Annotated in this window: 18 protein-coding genes; 6 read left to right on the top strand and 12 right to left on the bottom strand. The window is 63.8% G+C overall.

Annotated features, from left to right (window positions below):
- The first annotated feature begins 76 nt into the window (after window positions 1-76).
- Window positions 77-580 carry a hypothetical protein gene (locus FJ957_RS09060; protein WP_140830570.1) on the top strand — a complete coding sequence of 168 codons (504 nt, stop codon included), beginning with the start codon at window positions 77-79 and terminating at the stop codon, window positions 578-580.
- Window positions 581-584: 4 nt separating this feature from the next.
- Here the strand turns inward: FJ957_RS09060 and FJ957_RS09055 are convergent, their stop codons facing one another.
- Window positions 585-1,913, bottom strand: a complete 1,329-nt coding sequence (locus FJ957_RS09055) for a DNA polymerase IV (RefSeq protein ID WP_140830568.1) — start codon at window positions 1,911-1,913, stop codon at window positions 585-587.
- A gap of 65 nt (window positions 1,914-1,978) precedes the next feature.
- Here FJ957_RS09055 and FJ957_RS09050 point away from each other — a divergent pair, with 65 nt between their 5' ends.
- Both FJ957_RS09050 and FJ957_RS09045 read left to right on the top strand, forming a co-directional pair.
- Window positions 1,979-2,554, top strand: coding sequence for a GNAT family N-acetyltransferase (locus FJ957_RS09050; protein ID WP_140830567.1), 576 nt, complete (start codon window positions 1,979-1,981; stop codon window positions 2,552-2,554).
- 94 nt (window positions 2,555-2,648) lie between these two features.
- A complete protein-coding gene (locus tag FJ957_RS09045; protein ID WP_140830565.1) occupies window positions 2,649-4,220 on the top strand; it encodes a hypothetical protein in 1,572 nt (523 codons plus the stop codon).
- A gap of 9 nt (window positions 4,221-4,229) precedes the next feature.
- Here FJ957_RS09045 and FJ957_RS09040 read toward each other — a convergent pair whose 3' ends face one another.
- Both FJ957_RS09040 and FJ957_RS09035 read right to left on the bottom strand, forming a co-directional pair.
- Entirely contained in the window at window positions 4,230-4,883 is a 654-nt protein-coding gene (locus FJ957_RS09040; RefSeq protein ID WP_140830563.1) for a hypothetical protein, read from the bottom strand.
- Window positions 4,880-5,179, bottom strand: a complete 300-nt coding sequence (locus FJ957_RS09035) for a DUF3572 domain-containing protein (RefSeq protein WP_140830562.1) — start codon at window positions 5,177-5,179, stop codon at window positions 4,880-4,882. The genes FJ957_RS09040 and FJ957_RS09035 overlap by 4 nt, the downstream gene beginning before the upstream one ends.
- A 240-nt stretch (window positions 5,180-5,419) precedes the next feature.
- Here FJ957_RS09035 and FJ957_RS09030 point away from each other — a divergent pair, with 240 nt between their 5' ends.
- Window positions 5,420-5,791 carry a response regulator gene (locus tag FJ957_RS09030; protein ID WP_027166515.1) on the top strand — a complete coding sequence of 124 codons (372 nt, stop codon included), beginning with the start codon at window positions 5,420-5,422 and terminating at the stop codon, window positions 5,789-5,791.
- A 33-nt stretch (window positions 5,792-5,824) separates the two neighbouring features.
- Window positions 5,825-7,198, top strand: a complete 1,374-nt coding sequence (locus tag FJ957_RS09025; protein WP_140830560.1) for a PleD family two-component system response regulator — start codon at window positions 5,825-5,827, stop codon at window positions 7,196-7,198.
- A 668-nt stretch (window positions 7,199-7,866) separates the two neighbouring features.
- Here the strand turns inward: FJ957_RS09025 and rpmG are convergent.
- From rpmG to FJ957_RS08975, 9 genes are all read right to left on the bottom strand, one after another.
- Window positions 7,867-8,034, bottom strand: coding sequence for a 50S ribosomal protein L33 (rpmG, locus tag FJ957_RS09015; RefSeq protein WP_006201775.1), 168 nt, complete (start codon window positions 8,032-8,034; stop codon window positions 7,867-7,869).
- A 156-nt stretch (window positions 8,035-8,190) separates the two neighbouring features.
- Complete coding sequence (locus FJ957_RS09010) at window positions 8,191-8,649, bottom strand: hypothetical protein (protein WP_140830558.1); 459 nt, start codon at window positions 8,647-8,649, stop codon at window positions 8,191-8,193.
- A gap of 93 nt (window positions 8,650-8,742) precedes the next feature.
- On the bottom strand, window positions 8,743-9,918 hold the full coding sequence (locus FJ957_RS09005; protein WP_140830557.1) for an MFS transporter: 1,176 nt from the start codon (window positions 9,916-9,918) through the stop codon (window positions 8,743-8,745).
- Between the two features lie 20 nt (window positions 9,919-9,938).
- Entirely contained in the window at window positions 9,939-10,679 is a 741-nt protein-coding gene (locus tag FJ957_RS09000) for an NUDIX hydrolase (protein ID WP_140830555.1), read from the bottom strand.
- A gap of 148 nt (window positions 10,680-10,827) precedes the next feature.
- Window positions 10,828-11,226 (bottom strand): SMI1/KNR4 family protein, encoded by a 399-nt coding sequence (locus tag FJ957_RS08995; RefSeq protein ID WP_181180530.1) that lies wholly within the window; start codon window positions 11,224-11,226, stop codon window positions 10,828-10,830.
- A gap of 47 nt (window positions 11,227-11,273) precedes the next feature.
- Window positions 11,274-11,726 carry a DUF983 domain-containing protein gene (locus tag FJ957_RS08990; protein ID WP_140830552.1) on the bottom strand — a complete coding sequence of 151 codons (453 nt, stop codon included), beginning with the start codon at window positions 11,724-11,726 and terminating at the stop codon, window positions 11,274-11,276.
- Window positions 11,726-14,032 carry a ribonuclease R gene (gene rnr, locus FJ957_RS08985; protein WP_140830550.1) on the bottom strand — a complete coding sequence of 769 codons (2,307 nt, stop codon included), beginning with the start codon at window positions 14,030-14,032 and terminating at the stop codon, window positions 11,726-11,728. The genes FJ957_RS08990 and rnr overlap by 1 nt, the downstream gene beginning before the upstream one ends.
- A 6-nt stretch (window positions 14,033-14,038) precedes the next feature.
- A complete protein-coding gene (topA, locus tag FJ957_RS08980) occupies window positions 14,039-16,606 on the bottom strand; it encodes a type I DNA topoisomerase (RefSeq protein WP_140830549.1) in 2,568 nt (855 codons plus the stop codon).
- A gap of 339 nt (window positions 16,607-16,945) precedes the next feature.
- Window positions 16,946-17,326, bottom strand: a complete 381-nt coding sequence (locus FJ957_RS08975) for a hypothetical protein (protein WP_140830547.1) — start codon at window positions 17,324-17,326, stop codon at window positions 16,946-16,948.
- Window positions 17,327-17,492: 166 nt separating this feature from the next.
- Here FJ957_RS08975 and FJ957_RS08970 point away from each other — a divergent pair, with 166 nt between their 5' ends.
- Entirely contained in the window at window positions 17,493-18,239 is a 747-nt protein-coding gene (locus tag FJ957_RS08970; protein WP_140830546.1) for a cytochrome c biogenesis CcdA family protein, read from the top strand.
- Window positions 18,240-18,250: the final 11 nt, after the last annotated feature.

Raw genomic sequence — 18,250 nt, 5'->3', positions numbered from 1 at the left:
ACGGAACCTGGCGCCTGGGCACCCGTTAAGTCCACGCTTTCCATCGGAAGGCTATGATCGCAGGAGGGACGTCTTGATGAAATCGACCGCTGCCTTGCTGGCCGCCGCCTGCCTTTTCTGCTCGACGGGCGCGCATGCAGACGAGGCGGCTTTCCTGCGCTCGCTGCAGGGAAAGTTCTCCGGCAAGGGAACGGTCAGGATCAGGACGAATACGCCGGTAATGAACATCAACTGCACCTTCACCTCGGACGCGACGGCGGACTCACTGTCGCTTGACGGCACCTGCCGCGCGCTGCTGATCATGTCGCGCGAAATCCGCGCCGACCTGAAGGTCAGCGGGGCGAGCTACACCGGCACCTATATCGGCTCGCGCAGCGGACCCGCCGGGCTCAGCGGAAGCCGCAAGGGCGATGCGATCAATCTCGACATCCATTGGGCGAAAATCGTCAATGGCGACCGCGACGCGGAACTGACGGTCGAGAAGATCGGGCCTGACAATATGCGCATGACGGTGACCGACATGGATCCGGCAACCGGCAAGATGGTGGTGACGAGCCGGATCGACCTCAAGCGGACCTGACCCCTCAATCCTCCAGCGGCTCGGGCGGATTGGCGGCGCGGCCCTTGCCGAATGTGTAGCCGGTCTCGACGGCTTTCCCGCCGAACTTGTCGCGCAGCGTGTCCATCGCGCCTTCGGCCAGCGCGCGCTTGCGCGACTGCATGTCGACCAGGTCCGGCGGATCGGCCTTTTCGTCGTCGGAGAGGTCGCTGACGCCGATGCCGAGCAGGCGGAATCTTGTGCCGTCGGCCTCGCGGCGCAACAGGTCGAGCCCGGTCTGGAAAATGCGGTCGGCCAGGCGCGTCGGGTCGCCGAGCTGACGGTTGCGGGTGCGGAGTTTGAAGTCCTGCGTCTTCAGCTTCAGCACCACGGTGCGCCCGGCAATGCCTGATTTCTTCAACCGCGCCGAGACCTTTTCCGACAGGCCGCGCAGCACCGGCACCAGTTCCGCCAAGGCGGCGATGTCGGTGTCGAAGGTGGTTTCGGCAGAGACGCTCTTGGCATCGCCGCCGGGGTCGACCGGGCGATCGTCCTCGCCGCGCGACAGGCGATAGAGCCGGTCGCCCATCACACCGTAGCGGCGCATCAGGTCGCCGCGCTCCATGCGCTGCAATTGCGCTATCATGCGGATGCCGTCGCGCTCCAGCGTCGCGGCAAGCGCCTTGCCGACGCCCCAGATCATCGTCACCGGCTGCGCGGCGAGGAAGCTTGGCGCCTCGGCTTCGCCGATCACCGAAAAACCGCGCGGCTTGCGGAAATCCGAGGCGATCTTGGCCAGGAACTTGCAGTAGGAGAGGCCGGCCGAAACGGTGATGCCGAGCTCCTTTTCCACCGTCTGCGCGAAGCGCGCCAGCACCAGCGCCGGCGGCATGCCGTGCAGCCGCTCGGTGCCAGCTAGGTCGAGAAAGGCCTCGTCGATCGACAGCGGCTCGACCTGCGGCGTCAGCGCCAGCATCAACGCGCGGACCTCGCGCCCAACGCCGACATATTTTTCCATGTCGGGCGGGATCACCACCGCTTCGGGGCACAGTTCGAGCGCCTTGAACATCGGCATGGCCGAGCGCACGCCTTGGATGCGAGCGATATAGCAGGCGGTGGAGACGACACCGCGCCGGCCGCCGCCGACGATCACCGGCCTGTCTTTCAGTGCCGGATTGTCGCGCTTTTCGATCGCCGCGTAGAAAGCGTCGCAGTCGATATGGGCGATCTTGAGCCGGTAGAGCTCGGCGTGGCGGACAAGGCGCGGACTGCCGCAACGATTGCAGCGACGCGTCTCCGAGCGCTGGAAAGCAAGGCAGTCACGGCAAAAACCGTGTTCGGGATTGTTGACAGGAGCCGCCATCGCTGCGAACATAAAGAGAACAGATGCAATGGTACGACAGCGCAAGGCTGGCAACAAGCTTGGCCTGGGGAGAACGCATGAGCACGACCATAGCACCGCTGACTCCTGAACGCTGGGCCGATTTCGAGGACCTGTTCGGCAAGCAGGGCGCCTGTTACGGCTGCTGGTGCACGCATTTCCGGCTGGCGCCGGCGCAACGGCGCGCCAGCGACAAGGAGCGCAACAAGGATCTCATCAAGGCGCGAATCGAAACGGGCCCACCGCCGGGGCTTCTGGCGCTCGAGGACGGCAAGGCCGTCGGCTGGATGCAGATCGGGCCGCGCGCCGACATACCCGAATGGAACAACCAGGGCAGGGGCTCGGCGCCTGTCGATCCGGCCGATGCCGGCGATCCGGACGTGTGGGCGATCTCGTGCTTCTTCATCCGCGTCAAGGCGAGGGGCCGAGGCACCACGCATCGCCTTGTCGAGGGCGGCATCGCCTTCGCGCGCGAGAACGGCGCGAGGCTGCTGGAAGCCTGCCCGATCGACCTGTCGCGCGATTCGCGCTCGATCGGGCTTTTCGTCGGCTCGTCGCGGGTGTTTGAGAAGGCCGGCTTCCAGAGGCTTGTCGAACGCAAGCCCGGCCGGCCGCTGATGCGGCTGGTGCTTTAGCCGGATGCGCTTTTGGCCTACAGTCGGCGTCTTGCGGCTGTAACGCTTCTTGCCTACCAGCAGCACAATCCTTCCGAGATCACGGAGAACCGACGTGAAGCGTATTTTGCCACTTGCCTTTGCCCTTGCGCTCGGCGCGCCGGCTTTTGCCCAGACTGTCGACAATCAAGGCGCCAAGGAGCTGTCCGACAATCTGGCGCGTTATTTCGGCAAGCAGGCGTTCGACAAGGGCGTGCTCAAGGTTTCGGTCGAGGGCGACGCCTACAAGATCGCGTTTGACGTCAAGTCGCTCGTCAATGCGCTGCCGGAGCAGAAGCTCCTCAAATTCGACATGGCGCCATATGCCTTGATGGTGAAGCCGCGCAGCGACGGGTCCTGGGACGTCTCGTCGAATTTCTCGCAGGGTGCGTCCTTCGAGTTCGATGGGCCGGAAGGCCGTCAGAGCATGGAGTTCACGATCAAGGACGGTAAGCTGACCAGCGTCTACGATCCGGCGCTTGCCGCCTTCACCAACGCCACCAGCTCGTTGGCCGGGATGACCATGACGTCCCGGGAAGCCAAGCAGCAGGCCGATATCTCGACCGGCGCCGGCATCGCCACCGTTACGGCGACCAAATCCGCCGATGGCGGCGTCGACTTCACGGCCACCCAGAAAGTTTCGGACTTCGTCGAGAAGATCAAGATCGACGATCCCAACAGCGGAATGAATTTCCCGCTCACCTTGAAAACGCCGGAACTTTCGGTGGATGCAAACGGCAAAGGCGTGCGGACGAAGCTACTGCTCGACCTGCTTGCCTTTGCCGTGGCCAACGAGGACGAAGCCAAACTCAAGGCGAGCCAGGCTGAGCTCAAATCGCTCATGCTGGCCGCGCTGCCCATCTGGGAAAGGGTCGACGGCAACTACGGCTTCAAGGATTTCGAGGTGGAGAGCCCTGTCGGCAAGTTCGGGGCCGCCCAATTCAGCACCGCATTCGGCATGGACGGCGTCTCCCAGAACGGCAAGGTCGACTACAAGATCAAGGCTGCCGGCCTGACAATTCCTCGGCAGAGCCTGCCGGAATGGACCGTCCCATTGCTGCCAACCGACATCGATCTGAACTTCGGCGGCGCCAATATCGATCTCGATACGATGGCGAAAAAGGCGATCGAAGCCTTTGATCTCAATAAGAATCCGCCGCTGTCGGATGAATTCGGCAAGGCTCTGGTCGCCGATTTCAAGGCCAAGAATCCGAAGGTCGTGATCGGGCACAGCACGGTGAAGAACGGCGATATCGAGGTCGCGCTGGAGGGTGAGATGATTTTTCCCGGCGAGAAGCCCGACGCGACCGTGACCATCGACGTCGCCGGCTACGACAAGATCGTCGATGCCCTGAAGCAAGCGGCCAAGAGCGATGAGCAGATGGCGCAAGCCTTCCCATTTGCGCTGGCCGTCAAGGGATTTGGCAAGACACTGCCGGATGGCCGCCTGGAGTGGGTGATCGACACGAAAGCCGACGGCTCGGTCAAGGTCAACGGCGCCATGCTGAAGGGGCCGGATGCCGCCCAGGACGACAGCGCGGGTCAGGACGACTCGGGTGGTGGCTCGAACGGAACCGACAATTCGAGTGGGGGCGACGATACGGATGGCGGCGACAATGGCGGGGCCGGAGCGAAGCTCCAGCCCTGATCGCTTGGGTTAAAGCCCGAGAGCACTGGCGATTTTTGGCGTCGCATCCCGCCAGTCCTCGACCGAGATGATGTCTTCCGGCGTTGGCGGCAAGAAGGCGCGCAGGGCGTTGTCGGCCATCAAATGGAAGAGGTGGGCATCCGCCACGGAATTGCGCGCCGAGACCAGGTTGGAAGGCTGGTCGTCGACGAAGGCGACGGGCCGGCCCCTGACGCCGCGCAGTTTCGCGATTGCCGGTCCCTTGGCCATTTCCGTCGTCAGCAGCGGATAATTGAGCCCCAGCGCATCGAGATGCGCGCGGCGCACAGCGCGGTGCTTGTGCGGCATGGCGGTCAGCATGACGATCTCGGCGCCTCGACCGAGCATCGCCAGCGCATCCGCGGCGCCGTCGGCGATGCTTTGCCAATCCGCCTGGGCGTCGAAGAAATCGCCGAGGAGCGCCGTCACTTCCGGCTGCTCGATCAGCCGCCCGCTCGCCGTCTCGGCGATGTTGCCGGTCAATCGGAAGGATGCGAGCGTCAGGCCAAAACCACGCGACTTCAGATAGTGCGGAAATGGCCGGATGAATTCCAGCACGACATCGTCGACGTCGAGCACCAGCAGCGGCCGGTCATCGGCGGCAAGCTCTTCGATCTGCCGCGCCGTCTCGGGATCGTCGCTCATGTCGAACGCTCGTGATCGTCGTTGCCGAGCGGGAGCGCGCGCAGCGCCTTGCCGACGGCCGCTGGCGGCGTGCCGGTCTCCTCGGCGAAGCGCAGCAGCGTCGGCTCGTGGGCGAGGATGAATTGTAGGACGCCGGCAAGGAAGCCGGGCTCCGCGGCGGCCCTCCGGATCGAGTTCGCCTCGATGCCGGTGATCGCCAGGAAGCGGGGCAGAAGTTCGGGATCGGCGGCGACGAAGCCCAGAGCCCTGACGGCAATGGTTTCCGCTTCCTCGCGCATTGACGCTGCGTTCGCCATCATTACCTTTGGAATGGTGGATTTTTTCGAGTCTCCTTCCGCAGTAACGGCAAGCGTCGCTAGCGGCAAGCCTCCGCTCTTTCCCATACAACGTCCGAAGGTGGAATTGGTGCAGCTTTCCAATCTCCGGTTTCCGTTTCGTCAATCATATTGGGCTAGAGTGGAAAAGGGTTGGGTGCGGTCCGAAGGGGACGCATTGCGACGGCCTTCGGTTTCGAGGGCGGTCGGGACGGGAAACTGATGGCTAAGAAGGTCATGATCGTCGAGGACAATGAGCTTAACATGAAGCTCTTTCGGGACCTCATCGAAGCCAGCGGTTACGAGACGGTTCGCACGCGTAACGGGCTGGAGGCGCTGGATCTCGCGCGCCAGCACCGGCCGGACCTGATCCTGATGGACATCCAGTTGCCCGAAGTCTCCGGCCTGGAAGTGACGAAGTGGCTGAAGGAAGATGACGAGTTGCATTCGATCCCGGTCATCGCCGTCACCGCCTTCGCCATGAAAGGCGATGAGGAGCGCATCCGCCAGGGCGGCTGCGAGGCCTATATCTCGAAGCCGATCTCGGTGCCGCGCTTCATCGAGACGATCAAATCCTATCTGGGCGACGCCTGATGCCCGAGACCAGCAGAGCCGGAGTTTGTTGAGATGACCGCGCGGATCCTCGTCGTCGACGATATCCCCGCCAATGTGCGGCTGCTGGAGGTTCGGCTGCTTGCCGAGTATTTCGAGGTGCTGACGGCCAGCAACGGCCTGGATGCGATCGAGACCTGCGAGAACGGCAAGGTCGATGTGGTGCTGCTCGATGTCATGATGCCGGACATGGACGGGTTCGAGGTCTGCAAGCGCCTGAAGAGCGACCCGGCGACCTCGCATATCCCCGTCGTCATGATCACCGCACTCGACCAGGTGTCGGACCGGGTGCGCGGCCTCGAGGCGGGCGCGGACGATTTCCTGACCAAGCCGGTCAACGACCTGCAACTGATGACGCGCGTGAAGAGCCTGGTCAGGCTGAAGTCGCTGACCGACGAATTGCGGCTGCGCGCCTCGACGACGCGCAATATCGGCATCGAAGAGCTTCTGAGCCGCGATTTCGCGACTGAGGACGCCAAGCCGAGGGTGCTGCTTGTCGACGAGCGCAAATCTTCCGTCGAACGCATCCAGAAGATGCTGCGCAACAGCGCCGAGCTGGATGTCGCGACCGATCCGAATGCCGGGTTCTTCCAGGCGGCCGAAACGGCGTATGAATGTGTGCTGGTGTCGACCGCCTTCTCGAATTTCGATGCGCTGAGGCTCTGCTCGCAGCTGCGTTCGCTCGACCGCACCCGCTTCCTGCCGATCATGCTGCTCGCCGACGAGGGTGAGGAGGGCCGCATCCTGCGCGGGCTGGAACTCGGCGTCAACGACTACCTGATCCGGCCGATCGACCAGCACGAGCTGACGGCGAGGCTGCGCACGCAGGTGCGGCGCAAGCGCTACAACGACCAATTGCGGGCCAGCGTCGCCCAGACGATCGAGATGGCGGTGATCGACGGGCTGACCGGGCTGCACAACCGGCGCTACCTCGACAGCCATCTGCAGACGCTGTTCGACCGCGCCGTGGCTCGGCGGCGGCCACTGTCGGTGATGATCACCGACCTCGATCGCTTCAAGTCGATCAACGACACTCATGGCCATGACGGCGGTGACGACGTGCTGCGCGAGTTCGCCCGGCGGCTGCGCAAGAATGTGCGCGGCATCGATCTCGCCTGCCGCTTCGGCGGCGAGGAATTCGTCGTGGTGATGCCGGACACCGATGGCGCGGTCGCCGAGAAGGTCGCCGAGCGCATCCGCGCCGAGATCGCGCAGGCGGCTTTCGCGATCGGCAACGACGGCAAGATGATCGAGGTCACGGTCAGCGTCGGGGTGTCGTCGGTCCTGAAAGGGACGGACAGCGTCGCCGCGCTGATGAAGCGCGCCGACCTGGCGCTCTACGAGGCCAAAAGCGGCGGCCGCAACCGGGTGGTCGCCAAGGCCGCCTAGGCTGTGTTGATATTCAGGTGATGCCGGCCTGCGAACGATGGTTTCCTGCGCTTCCGGTGCTCACGCAAGTACGCTCCGCTCCGGTTCTCGGAAACCAACGTTCTCGGCGCGGCCTGACCTGAATCTCAACACATCCCAAAAACGCGTCGCGATCTTTCACACCCAGCGCGCTGTCTTTGTCCCGAAACCGGTTTCCACTCTCGGGAGACATGCTCGGCAAAAAGGCGACGATTCGCGGCCGTCCCAACAGGGTTACGAATTTACCTTAACCCAAGCGATTCGCGAGCGGTGGTTAAGAAATGGTTGATTTTTATAAGGTCTTGCGCAAATCTGCGACGCATAGACAGAAGACGAGGCCGGCACGAGGGTAGACTAGCCGGCTCGATCCAAAAAATACCCCATGATGCTCAGGTCCGCCGCATCTCCTGGGTCCGTGGGGTCGGCCGGCCGGCGCTGGCGCATAGTGGCCTCCTCGTACCGCTGCCAAACGCCGACCGGCCCCCTTTTTCTCAAAGACCGACATCGGAAGCTTGCGCAGACAGTCGCGCAGGCTCCTCAGCCGTTCGGTCTTCCTTCTGCCGGGAAACCTTGTCGGACTTTTCCTGGAATTGCTCCAAAACAAAAACGCCGCCCGAAGGGCGGCGTTTTGATTTCTCGGGATAACCAAATTACTTGATCTTGGTTTCCTTGAACTCGACGTGCTTCTTGGCGACCGGGTCGTACTTGCGGAACGAGAGCTTGTCCGTCTTGGTACGGCTGTTCTTGCTGGTGACGTAGAAGAACCCGGTGTCGGCGGTCGACAGAAGCTTGATCTTGATGTTTGCGGCTTTGGCCATGATTTTCGTCCGTTAATGTTCGTGGAGTTTTGGCCGCTGGAGCACGGGGAAAACACCCGGACGCGGGAAACTTGGCGCGACACATAAAGAACGCGCCCGGAAAGTCAAGCCCGGGCGCCTTCCTTGCCCCATTTGGTCATGGCCGATCTCGCCGCTTCAGGCGTTCTCGCCGATCCGCTGAGCCGTTTTTTTCCAGTCGCCCGTGGTGTTCCACCAGCGGTTGGGATTGGCATGGTCGTCAAGACCCTTGGAACGGCTGGCGAGCAGCGGTTGGATGCGGATGACGGGCTCCTGATAGGAGTGAGCCTGGAATATCGCCTCGACGACACGAGCGGCGAGCGCCTGGTCGTCGGCGATCTCGAACGACACTTCAACGGTGCCGGGCCGCCGGCGCAATTCCGTCTCGGCGCCCGCGGCGGCGCCCTCGAGCGGCCGATAGCGCTCGACGCCTTGCGCCGACTGATAGGCGTTGCTGTCATATTTGCCCATGCGCAGCGGCGTGATCGCCACCACCGCCTCCATGATGCGCTCGACATCGGCGGCCGGCGCCTGGAATGTGACGAGCAGAAGCAGTTCCATCCTGAGGGACTTGGTTTCAAAGCCGCTGTCGATCATCGCAATTCTCCTACTTCGCGCTGGAGACAGGGTATAGCAGGGGTGCTGCTGACACGGTGATGTCAGGATGCCCGACGCTTCAGCGGCATTTGCCTACAGAATCTTGCGCACCAGCCTGACCAGGATCAGAGCCATGTAGGCAGCGAAGAAAAAGGCCAGCGACCAGCCGAAACCGGATGGGCCGAAGGCATCCATGCCGATGCCTATCGCCTGCGGACCCAGCACCATGCCGACGCCATAGCAAAGCACGAAGGCAGCATTGGCGGATGCCAGTTCATGGCCGGACAGCTGCGAGCCGAGATGGGCAAGGCCGATCGTGTACATGGCGGCGACGACTCCGCCCCAGACGAACAGCAGGGCTGCCATCAGATGCCAGTTCTGCGCGAAAAACGGCATGAAGACCGTGCCGATGAGGCCGACCGTGGCGCAGGCCAGCAGCAGGTAGCGTCGGTCGGAAACGCGGTCGCTGATCATGCCGATCGGGATCTGCAGAAGCACATTGCCGAGCCCGATCATTGTCAGGAGCAGCGCGGCGTCGGCTTCCGAATAGCCGATACGGCTGCCATAGACGGGGAAGAGCGAGAAACCGCCGGTCTCGACGGCGCCGAAAACAAGCACGGCGAAGGTCGCGGTCGGCACCAGCCAGATGTAGCGCAGGAAGTGGCTGGTCTCGCTGTCGGCGACGATGGTCGGACTCTCGTTGCGGGCCGCCAGCACCGGAATGGCGGCAAGCGTCACCAGCGCTATGGTGACGCCGAACGGCAGGAAGCCCGTGCTGCCGAGATGGGCGAACAGCCATGGTCCGGCGGCGAAGCCGAGCGACAGCACGGTGGCGTAGATGCCAAGCACAAGGCCGCGCCGGTTCTGCGGGGCGGAGATGCTGATCCAGAATTCCGACAGGATGAACAGCACCGTCAGCGAGATATGCAGGGCGACGCGGAGCGGAAACCACATCCAGAAATCCGGCGCGAAATGGAAGCCGACAAAGGCGAGCGCGCCGATGGCGATCATCAACAGCATGGTCCAGGCGACGCCGAGCCGCATGGCAAGCGGGGTGGCGAGCGGCGCGCCGGCAATCGAGGCGAGACCGGCGACGGCCGTGTTGAGGCCGATCATCGAAGCGGAATGGCCGCGACTTTCCAGAATGACGCTGAGCAGCGGCATGCCGAGGCCGATGGCGATGCCGACAACGCTGATCGAGGAGATCGCCGCGATCATCGGCAGCCAGTGTACGCGTTCGTCGCCCTGTTCTTGGGTATCGACCGTCATGGGATCAAAATGCTCTGCTTCTAAAGGACTTCGCGGACAAAGCGGTTGCGGACGAGCCGGAAGAACGGCACGGCGCCCCCCGGCCGCAGCAAGGGATCGTCGGCAAGCCGACCTTCCAGTTCTTTCAGGATCATGCCGGTAATGTCGGGGATGTCGGCCTTGCGGGCATCGGCGAGCGGCAGCCAGATGAGTTCTTCGAGCTCGTTGGTCGGGCCGCCGCCGGGCAACTCCACGGCAACGTCGTGGCGCCAGGCGCTGAAGAAACGCGTATCGAAACGGCGCACGCGATTGGGCGGGGTGATGGCGCGCGCAATGAAGCGGAGCACGTCCAGCGAGGGGACCACGCCATGTTCGGCGAAACCCTGCCAGTCGCGCTTCGCGGTCGAGAAGGCGCCCTTGCGGCCGATCAGCAGGCCGGCTTCCTCATAGGTCTCGCGAATCGCCGACAGGGCGATTGCCCGCGCCCGCGCCGCGCTGGCGCGGCCAGGGCCTGAGACCAACCTACTCTCTTCTTCATCGGGCAGAGGGGCGGCGACGGGAATGCGGCTGTCGGCGGGATCGGTGCGGCCGCCGGGGAAGACGAATTTCCCGGGCATGAAGGCGTGCCCGGCATGGCGCCGGCCCATCAGCACCAGAACGTCCTTGCCCCGGCGATCGAGCAGAATGAGGGTTGCGGCATCACGTGGACGCAACGCCCGGCCGTTGCGCACGGCCAGGCCCTTATCGAGCTTGTCGACATCCGCCTTGGTCATTCCTTCCATGCGCTCGACCTAGCGGAAAGTTCTCGAATGCGAAAGTGGCCTTAGCAATTGGCGTGTTGCACCAGCCGGATGACGGGGCCATTGCCGAGAACAGGCAATTCCACCGGCGGCGGCAGCGATCAAGCTCCGATGCGGCACCGATGGAACGTTACTCGGCGACAAGAGCCGCCCAAAAACCGGTGAAATCGAGTCCAAGCGGAAGAAGGCCTTGATCGAAGCGACTGTCGCTTCGGTAAAAGTAGACCGCACCGTCTCGCGTCTGGGTGTCCACAAAGAAATAATCGCCGCCGCCATCGATGGCGAAAGGAAAGAATCGGGCGGCGATCACCGCCTTTTCCGTAACCAAGCGTCGGTAACTTTGAACCGCGGTCCCGCGCGATTCGGCCGCAAGGGGCAAGAATTCGGACACCACCGTATCGAGTTCATCGTTTTGAAAGACGTAAGGGTCCGGCTCGCCACCGTTGGACTTGGCATAAAGTTCGCGAGCCGGGGCGGGGAGCACGAGCCCGCAAGCTTTCTCGCATTGGGCGATCATGTCGCCAGTCAACGGATGCTCGGAATTCAGAAATCTCATACGTCAGACCAGGTTGCGGCCTAAGCCTTGGGACGCGGCTCGAATTCGTCTTTCTCGTCGCCGAAGCCGTGCATATAAAGCGCCCATTGCAGGCCGATGACGGCGCCCTTGACCGGTTGCAGCAGCACGAGCGCCAAAATGATGGTCAACGGCACCCAGATCAGCGCGTGCTGCCAGGTCGAGAGCGTGGTGGCGGCCTCCACCGCCATGAACGAGCCAAGCACGATATGGCCAACGATGACGATGACCAGATAGGCAGGCAGGTCGTCGGCGCGATGGTGGTGCAGCTCTTCGCCGCAGACCTCGCACGTGTCCACGGGCTTCACGAAAGCGCGGAACAGCTTTCCCTTGCCGCAACGCGGGCAACGGCCGAGCATGCCGCGCTTGATCGCCGTCCACAGCGGACGCGCGACGCGGCCGGAATGATGCTCGCCGCCGAAAACCTGTTCTTCCACCTGGAAATTGCCTGGCATCATCGTCTCCTGCCGCGCGGTCCGACGCGCGATTGCGACGCGCGGGCGCGGCCTTTGGCCTTGTGGAACGACCGCTTGGAGCCTGGCAGCGGCTTCGGGTCGGTCAGCATCTCGAAACGCATCGCGCCGGCCATCGGCGCGACCTCGACCAGCCGGACTTCGACGCGGTCGGCGAGCTGATAGCCCTTGCCGGTGCGTTCCCCGAACAGCGATCGGGCGGTTTCGTCGTAGATATAGTAGTCGCCGCCCAGAGTTGACACCGGAATAAAGCCGTCGGCGCCATACTGCGGCAATTGGACAAAGAGCCCCGCCTTGGTGACGCCGGAGATGCGCGCATCGAACGTGTCGTTGACGCGCTCGGCGAGATAGGCGGCGATCAGCCGGTCGACCGTGTCGCGCTCGGCGGCCATGGCGCGGCGTTCAGTGGCCGAGATCAGCGCGGCGACCTCTTCCAACCTGTCCGCCTCCTGCTGCGTCAGGCCGCCGGGACCCAGACCAAGCGCCGCGATCAATCCGCGGTGCACGATCAGATCGGCATAGCGGCGGATCGGCGAGGTGAAATGCGCGTAGCGCCTGAGGTTGAGGCCGAAATGGCCGATATTCTTCGGCGAATACTCGGCCTGGCTCTGCGAGCGCAGCACCACTTCGTTGACCAGCGCCTCGTTGTCGGCGCCGCGCACCCGCTCCAGGATGCCGTTGAATTGGCTAGGCCGCATCTGCGCGCCGCGCGCCAGGGACAGGCTGAGCGTCTGCAGGAACTCGCGCAGCGCTTCCTGCTTGGCGAGCGACGGCGCGTCATGGATGCGATAGACGAGCGGCTCTTTCCTGCCCTCCAATGTCTCCGCGGCGGCAACATTGGCCTGGATCATGAACTCTTCGATCAGCTTATGCGCATCGAGTCGCTCCGGCACGACGACGCGGTCGACCGTGCCGTCGGGCTTCAGCAGGATCTTGCGCTCCGGCAGGTCGAGTTCCAACGGCTGGCGGGCGTCGCGGCCGTGCTTCAGCACCGCATAGGCATCCCAGAGCGGCTTCAAGACACCATCGAGGATCGGCCGCGTCTTGTCGTCGGGCACCCCGTCGATCGCAGCCTGCGCCTGCGGGTAGGAGAGCTTGGCGGCCGACTTCATCATGACGCGGTGGAAGGAGTGCCTGAGCTTGCGGCCTTCCGAGGAGAAGGTCATGCGCACGGCGATGGCCGGCCTGTCCTCGCCTTCGCGCAGTGAGCAGAGATCGTTGGAGATGCGTTCGGGCAGCATCGGCACGACGCGGTCCGGAAAATAGACCGAATTGCCGCGCTTCAAGGCTTCGCGGTCGAGCGGCGTGCCATAGCGCACATAGGTGGCGACATCGGCGATCGCCACGGTGACGACGACGCCTCCGGGATTCTTCTCGTCCGCATCGGGCGTGGCGAAGACGGCGTCGTCATGGTCCTTTGCGTCGGCCGGGTCGATGGTGACCAGCGGCAGGTCGCGCCAATCCTCGCGGTGATCGAGCGTCGCCGGCTTCACTGCTTCGGCCTCGGCAATCACGTCCGCCGCAAAGACATGGGGAATGTCGTGGGCGTGGATGGCGATCATCGAAACAGCCTTCTCGCTGCTCAGCGATCCCAGCACCGCCAGCACTTTCGCCCTGGGCAGTCCGTAACGGGATGCCCGCGCCGGCTCGACCTCGACCAGGTCGCCGTTTTTGGCGCCGTTCTGGAATTCCTTGTCGACGATCAGTTCCGGCTGACGCCGTTCGACGGGCTCGATGCGCAACGTGCCATCCTTCAGGACGCGGAAGACGCCGAGCACCGCATCGCTGCGCTTCTCGAAGACCTTCATCACCCGCCCGGTATAGGCGGGGCCTGACGGATCGTCGGTCGGGAAGGTCTTGGCAAGCACGCGGTCGCCGATGCCGGGTACCGGGCCGGCGGCGCCGCGCGAAATGCGAATGGCGATGACAGGCGGCGAGCCGTTGCCGGTGTATTCGTTCGGATGCGCCAGAAGCACGCCGTCGTCGTCGCGGCCGAAAATGTCGAGCACGGCGACGTGCGGCACGGCGCCCGCCCGGGTGAGGCGCTTGCGCTCTTTGTTAAGGAGGCCCTCGTCCTGCAGGTCGCGCAACAGGTCTTTCAGCCAGATGCGGTCCTCGCCACGCAGCGCGAAGGCCTTGGCGATCTCGCGCTTGCCGGAGCGGTCGGGATTTTCGGCGATGTAGCGCAGGATTTCGTCGCGAGAAGGTCGATAGTCGTCTTTGACCTTGGCCCTCGTGTCGGCGTGGCGCGGATCGCCGTGGCTTCTTCCGGAGATCCTGCGCGCCACGTTCCGCTATCCCTTCTTCGCCGCCCTGCGGAAGGGCTTTTTACCGCCTCCGCCCTTGGCCTCTCTTTCGGCAATCAGGGCGAGCGCTTCTTCCATCGTCACCGATTGCGGATCCTTGCCCTTGGGCAGCGTCGCATTGACCTTGCCGTAGTTGACATAGGGCCCGTATTTGCCGTCGCGCACGACGATCTTGCCGCCGCCGTCGGGATGGTCGCCAAGCTCCTTGAGCGCCGCGGCGGTGCCGCCATTGCGGCCGCCCTTGCCCTTCTGCTGCTTCTCGGCAATCACCGAGACGGCGCGGTTGAGGCCGATCGAGAACACGTCCTCGATGCTTTCCAGATTGGCATAGGTGCCGTCATGCAGCACGAACGGGCCGTAGCGTCCGAGACCGGCCGAGATCATCTTGCCGGATTCGGGATGTTTTCCGACGTCACGCGGCAGGGCCAGCAGCGCCAGCGCCTTTTCGTGGTCGATCGACTCGGGCGTCCAGCCCTTGGGCAGGCTCGAGCGCTTGGCCTCCTTGCCTTCGCCACGCTGGATATAGGGGCCGAAACGGCCGCTCCTCAGCGTGATTTCCTCGGCGGTGTAAGGATCCTTGCCGAGCAGCTTGATGCCGTCGTCGCCATTGCCGTTCTCGCCATTGGGGTTGGCGGCGTCGCCGAGCTGGCGGGTGTAGGAACATTCCGGATAGTTCGAGCAGCCGACGAAGGCGCCGAACTTGCCGAGCTTCAGCGAGAGGTTGCCTGAGCCGCATTTCGGGCAAATGCGCGGGTTGGAGCCGTCCTCGCGTTCCGGGAAGACAAGCGGCGCCAGTTCTTCGTTGAGCGCATCGAGCACGTCCGTGACGCGCAGTTCCTTGATGTCGTCGACGGCGCCGGAGAAATCCTTCCAGAAATCGCGCAGCACATCCTTCCAGGCGAGCTTGCCGTCGGAAATCTCATCGAGCTTTTCCTCGAGCGAAGCGGTGAAATCATACTCGACATAACGCTCGAAGAAGCTTTCGAGGAAGGCCGAGAGCAGCCGGCCCTTGGCCTGCGGCACCAGCCGGCGCCGGTCGATGGTGACGTAATCGCGATCCTCGAGCGTCTTCAGGATCGCCGTGTAGGTCGACGGCCGGCCAATGCCCAGCTCTTCCAGCTTCTTGATCAGCGACGCCTCGGAATAGCGCGGCGGCGGTTCGGTGGTGTGCTGGGTGGCGTTGATCGCCTGGCGGGCGAGCTGCTCGCCGGAGCGGATCTCGGGCAGGCGGCGGCTCTCCTCGTCCTCCGCGTCCTCGTCCTTCTGGTCGGTATAGGCGGCGATGAAGCCGTCAAAACGGATAACCGAGCCGACGGCGCGAAGCTCGGCAGTGCGAGCGCCGTTGACCGCCTCGATCTCGACCGTGGTGCGTTCGATCTCGGCCGGCTGCATCTGGCTGGCGATGGCGCGCTTCCAGATCAGCTCATAGAGGCGCGCCTGGTCGGCGTCGAGATACTGCCTGACCGATTGAGGCGTGCGGTTGAAATCGGTCGGGCGGATCGCCTCGTGCGCTTCCTGGGCATTCTTGGCCTTGGTGGTATAGTAACGCGGCTTTTCCGGCAGGTATTTTGCGCCGAACTCGCTGACGATCGCGCTGCGGGCAGCCTCGATCGCCTCGGGCGCCATCTGCACGCCGTCGGTTCGCATATAGGTGATGAGGCCGGCGGTCTCGCCGCCGACATCCATGCCTTCGTAGAGCTTTTGCGCCACCTGCATGGTGCGCGTGGCCGAGAAGCCGAGCCCGGAGGAGGCGGCCTGCTGCAGCGTCGAGGTGGTGAAGGGCGGGCCGGGATTGCGCTTGGTGGGCTTGGCCTCGACCGACAATGCCTTGAAGGTCGCGCCTTCCAGCATCGCCTTGATGTCGTCGGCCTGAGCCTTGTTGGCGATGTCGAGCTTCTGCAGCTTCTTGCCGGCAAAGGCGGTCAGCCGCGCTTCGAAACTGTCGTTGCGCGGGGTGCCTAGGATCGCGGCGATCTGCCAGTATTCCTCGCGGATGAAGCGCTCGATCTCGGATTCACGGTCGCAGACCAGGCGCAACGCCACCGACTGGACGCGGCCGGCCGAGCGAGCGCCCGGCAGCTTGCGCCACAGCACCGGCGAGAGCGTGAAGCCGACGAGATAATCGAGCGCACGGCGGGCGAGATAGGCGTCGACCAGCGGCGCATCGATCTGACGCGGATTGGCCATGGCATCCAGCACCGAGGCCTTTGTGATGGCGTTGAAGACGACGCGGCTCACCGGCTTGTCCTTCAGCGCGCGCTTCTGCTTCAGGACTTCCAGCACATGCCAGGAAATCGCCTCGCCCTCGCGATCCGGGTCGGTGGCGAGGATCAGCCCGTCGGCATCCTTGACCGCCTTGGCGATCTCGGCGAGGCGCTTGCCCGACGCAGTGTCGACCGACCAGGACATGGCGAAGTCCTCGTCAGGGCGGACCGAGCCGTCCTTGGCCGGCAGATCGCGGACATGGCCGAAGGAGGCCAGGACCTTATAGTTCTTGCCGAGATATTTGTTGATTGTCTTCGCCTTGGCCGGCGATTCGACGACGACGACGTCCATGAGGTCTCTTAATCAGCTGTGAGGTGGCGGAAGAACTCCGCGATGCACGACGAAATCCCACTCTTTTCGTCGCTCACATGGCCGCGCTTTTGCAATCGGTCAAGGGGAGGCGGGCAATTTGGGAAGCGGCCGCCGGCAATACACTCTTAGAGTGTATGGCAAAGATCACATTTTTGGGGATGGGCGCATGCGCGCCTCATATCACGCCGGGACGGCCTGCCGGCCAGTCGAGTCGAGAGACAGTGGCGAGGCGCTGCCCCGCCCGGAAAGATCGCTGGCCGCCAAATCAAACCAATTCGGCAGCCAGGCAGTCTTCCGCATGCCAGCGGTGGGAGAAACTCAATCTGCCTTGACGACGTGCCAGGCGCCGGCAACGCCTTCGCCGGTCATGTCGCCGGTCTTCTTGTCCTTGACGAAGGTATAGACCGGCTTGCCGTCGTAGGCCCACATCTTGCTGCCGTCGGTGCGGTCGACGATCGTCCATTCATCGTCGGCCTTGGCGCCGGCCTCGGCCTTCAGCGGCGGCCAGTTGGCGGCGCATTTGTCGTAGCAGCTGGATTTGCCCTTCTTGTCCTTGTCGAACGTATAAAGTGTCATGCCTTTGGCGTCGGTATAGATCTTCTTGCCGCCGACTTCAGCTTCCTTCCATGCTTCGGCGGCATGGGACGCTGCGGTGCCGAGCAGAAGGAGGGCGGCAAACCCGAGTGCGATCGATTTCATGACAATCTCCCTGAGAACGAGCGCGCGGCAATCGCGCGCTCGTTCCGACAACGCATTGGCGCGGCGGTTTCTTCCTTGGCGAAACGGCGGCGAGCCACACAATGGTGATTGGCGAAGAGCCTTCCGCATCGCTATATCGGCGCCAAGCACAATCGGGGCGGATGAAATGGCATTGGACATCGGCTATGTCAGCGCGGTCGGAGCAGGGGCGATCTCGTTCCTGTCGCCTTGCGTGCTGCCGCTGGTGCCGCCCTATCTCTGCTACATGGCCGGGGTTTCGGTCGACGATTTCCGCGGCAACCAAAGCGTAACGGCAAAGGAAGGCGCCCGTGGCGCGCTGCTCTACGCTTCGCTCGCCTTCGTGCTCGGCTTTTCCACCGTCTTCGTCGCGCTTGGGGCCGGCGCCTCGACCATCGGCCGCCTGCTGCGCGTCTGGCAGGAGCCGCTGGCGATGGCGGCGGGCGTGCTGATCATCATCATGGGCCTCAACTTCCTCGGCATCCTGCGCATTCCGCTCCTGTCGCGCGAGGCGCGCTTCCAGTCGCAGGGCAAGCCTGCCAGCATGATCGCGGCCTATGTCATGGGGCTCGCCTTCGCCTTCGGCTGGACGCCTTGCATCGGCCCGGTGCTGGGGCCGATCCTGACTTTAGCCGGCGGGCGCGAGACCGTGGGCGAGGGCGCGCTGCTGCTTGCCGCCTATTCGCTCGGCCTCGGCATCCCGTTCCTGATCGCGGCGCTGTTTTCCGGTGCCTTCATGCGTTTCCTCGGCACATTCCGCGTCCATCTCGGCCGTGTGGAAAAGGCGATCGGCGCGCTGCTGGTGGTCGCGGGCGTGTTCTTCCTGACCGGCGGCGTGCAGAGCGCGTCGTATTGGCTGCTGGAGAATTTTCCGGTGCTGGGACGGCTGGGGTAGCGGTTCGGCGC

It is taken from the genome of Mesorhizobium sp. B2-4-6 (assembly GCF_006442775.1).
Taxonomy (GTDB): domain Bacteria; phylum Pseudomonadota; class Alphaproteobacteria; order Rhizobiales; family Rhizobiaceae; genus Mesorhizobium.
Note: the sequence above shows the minus strand (reverse complement) of the source record. Positions and strands in the feature narration are given on the sequence as shown.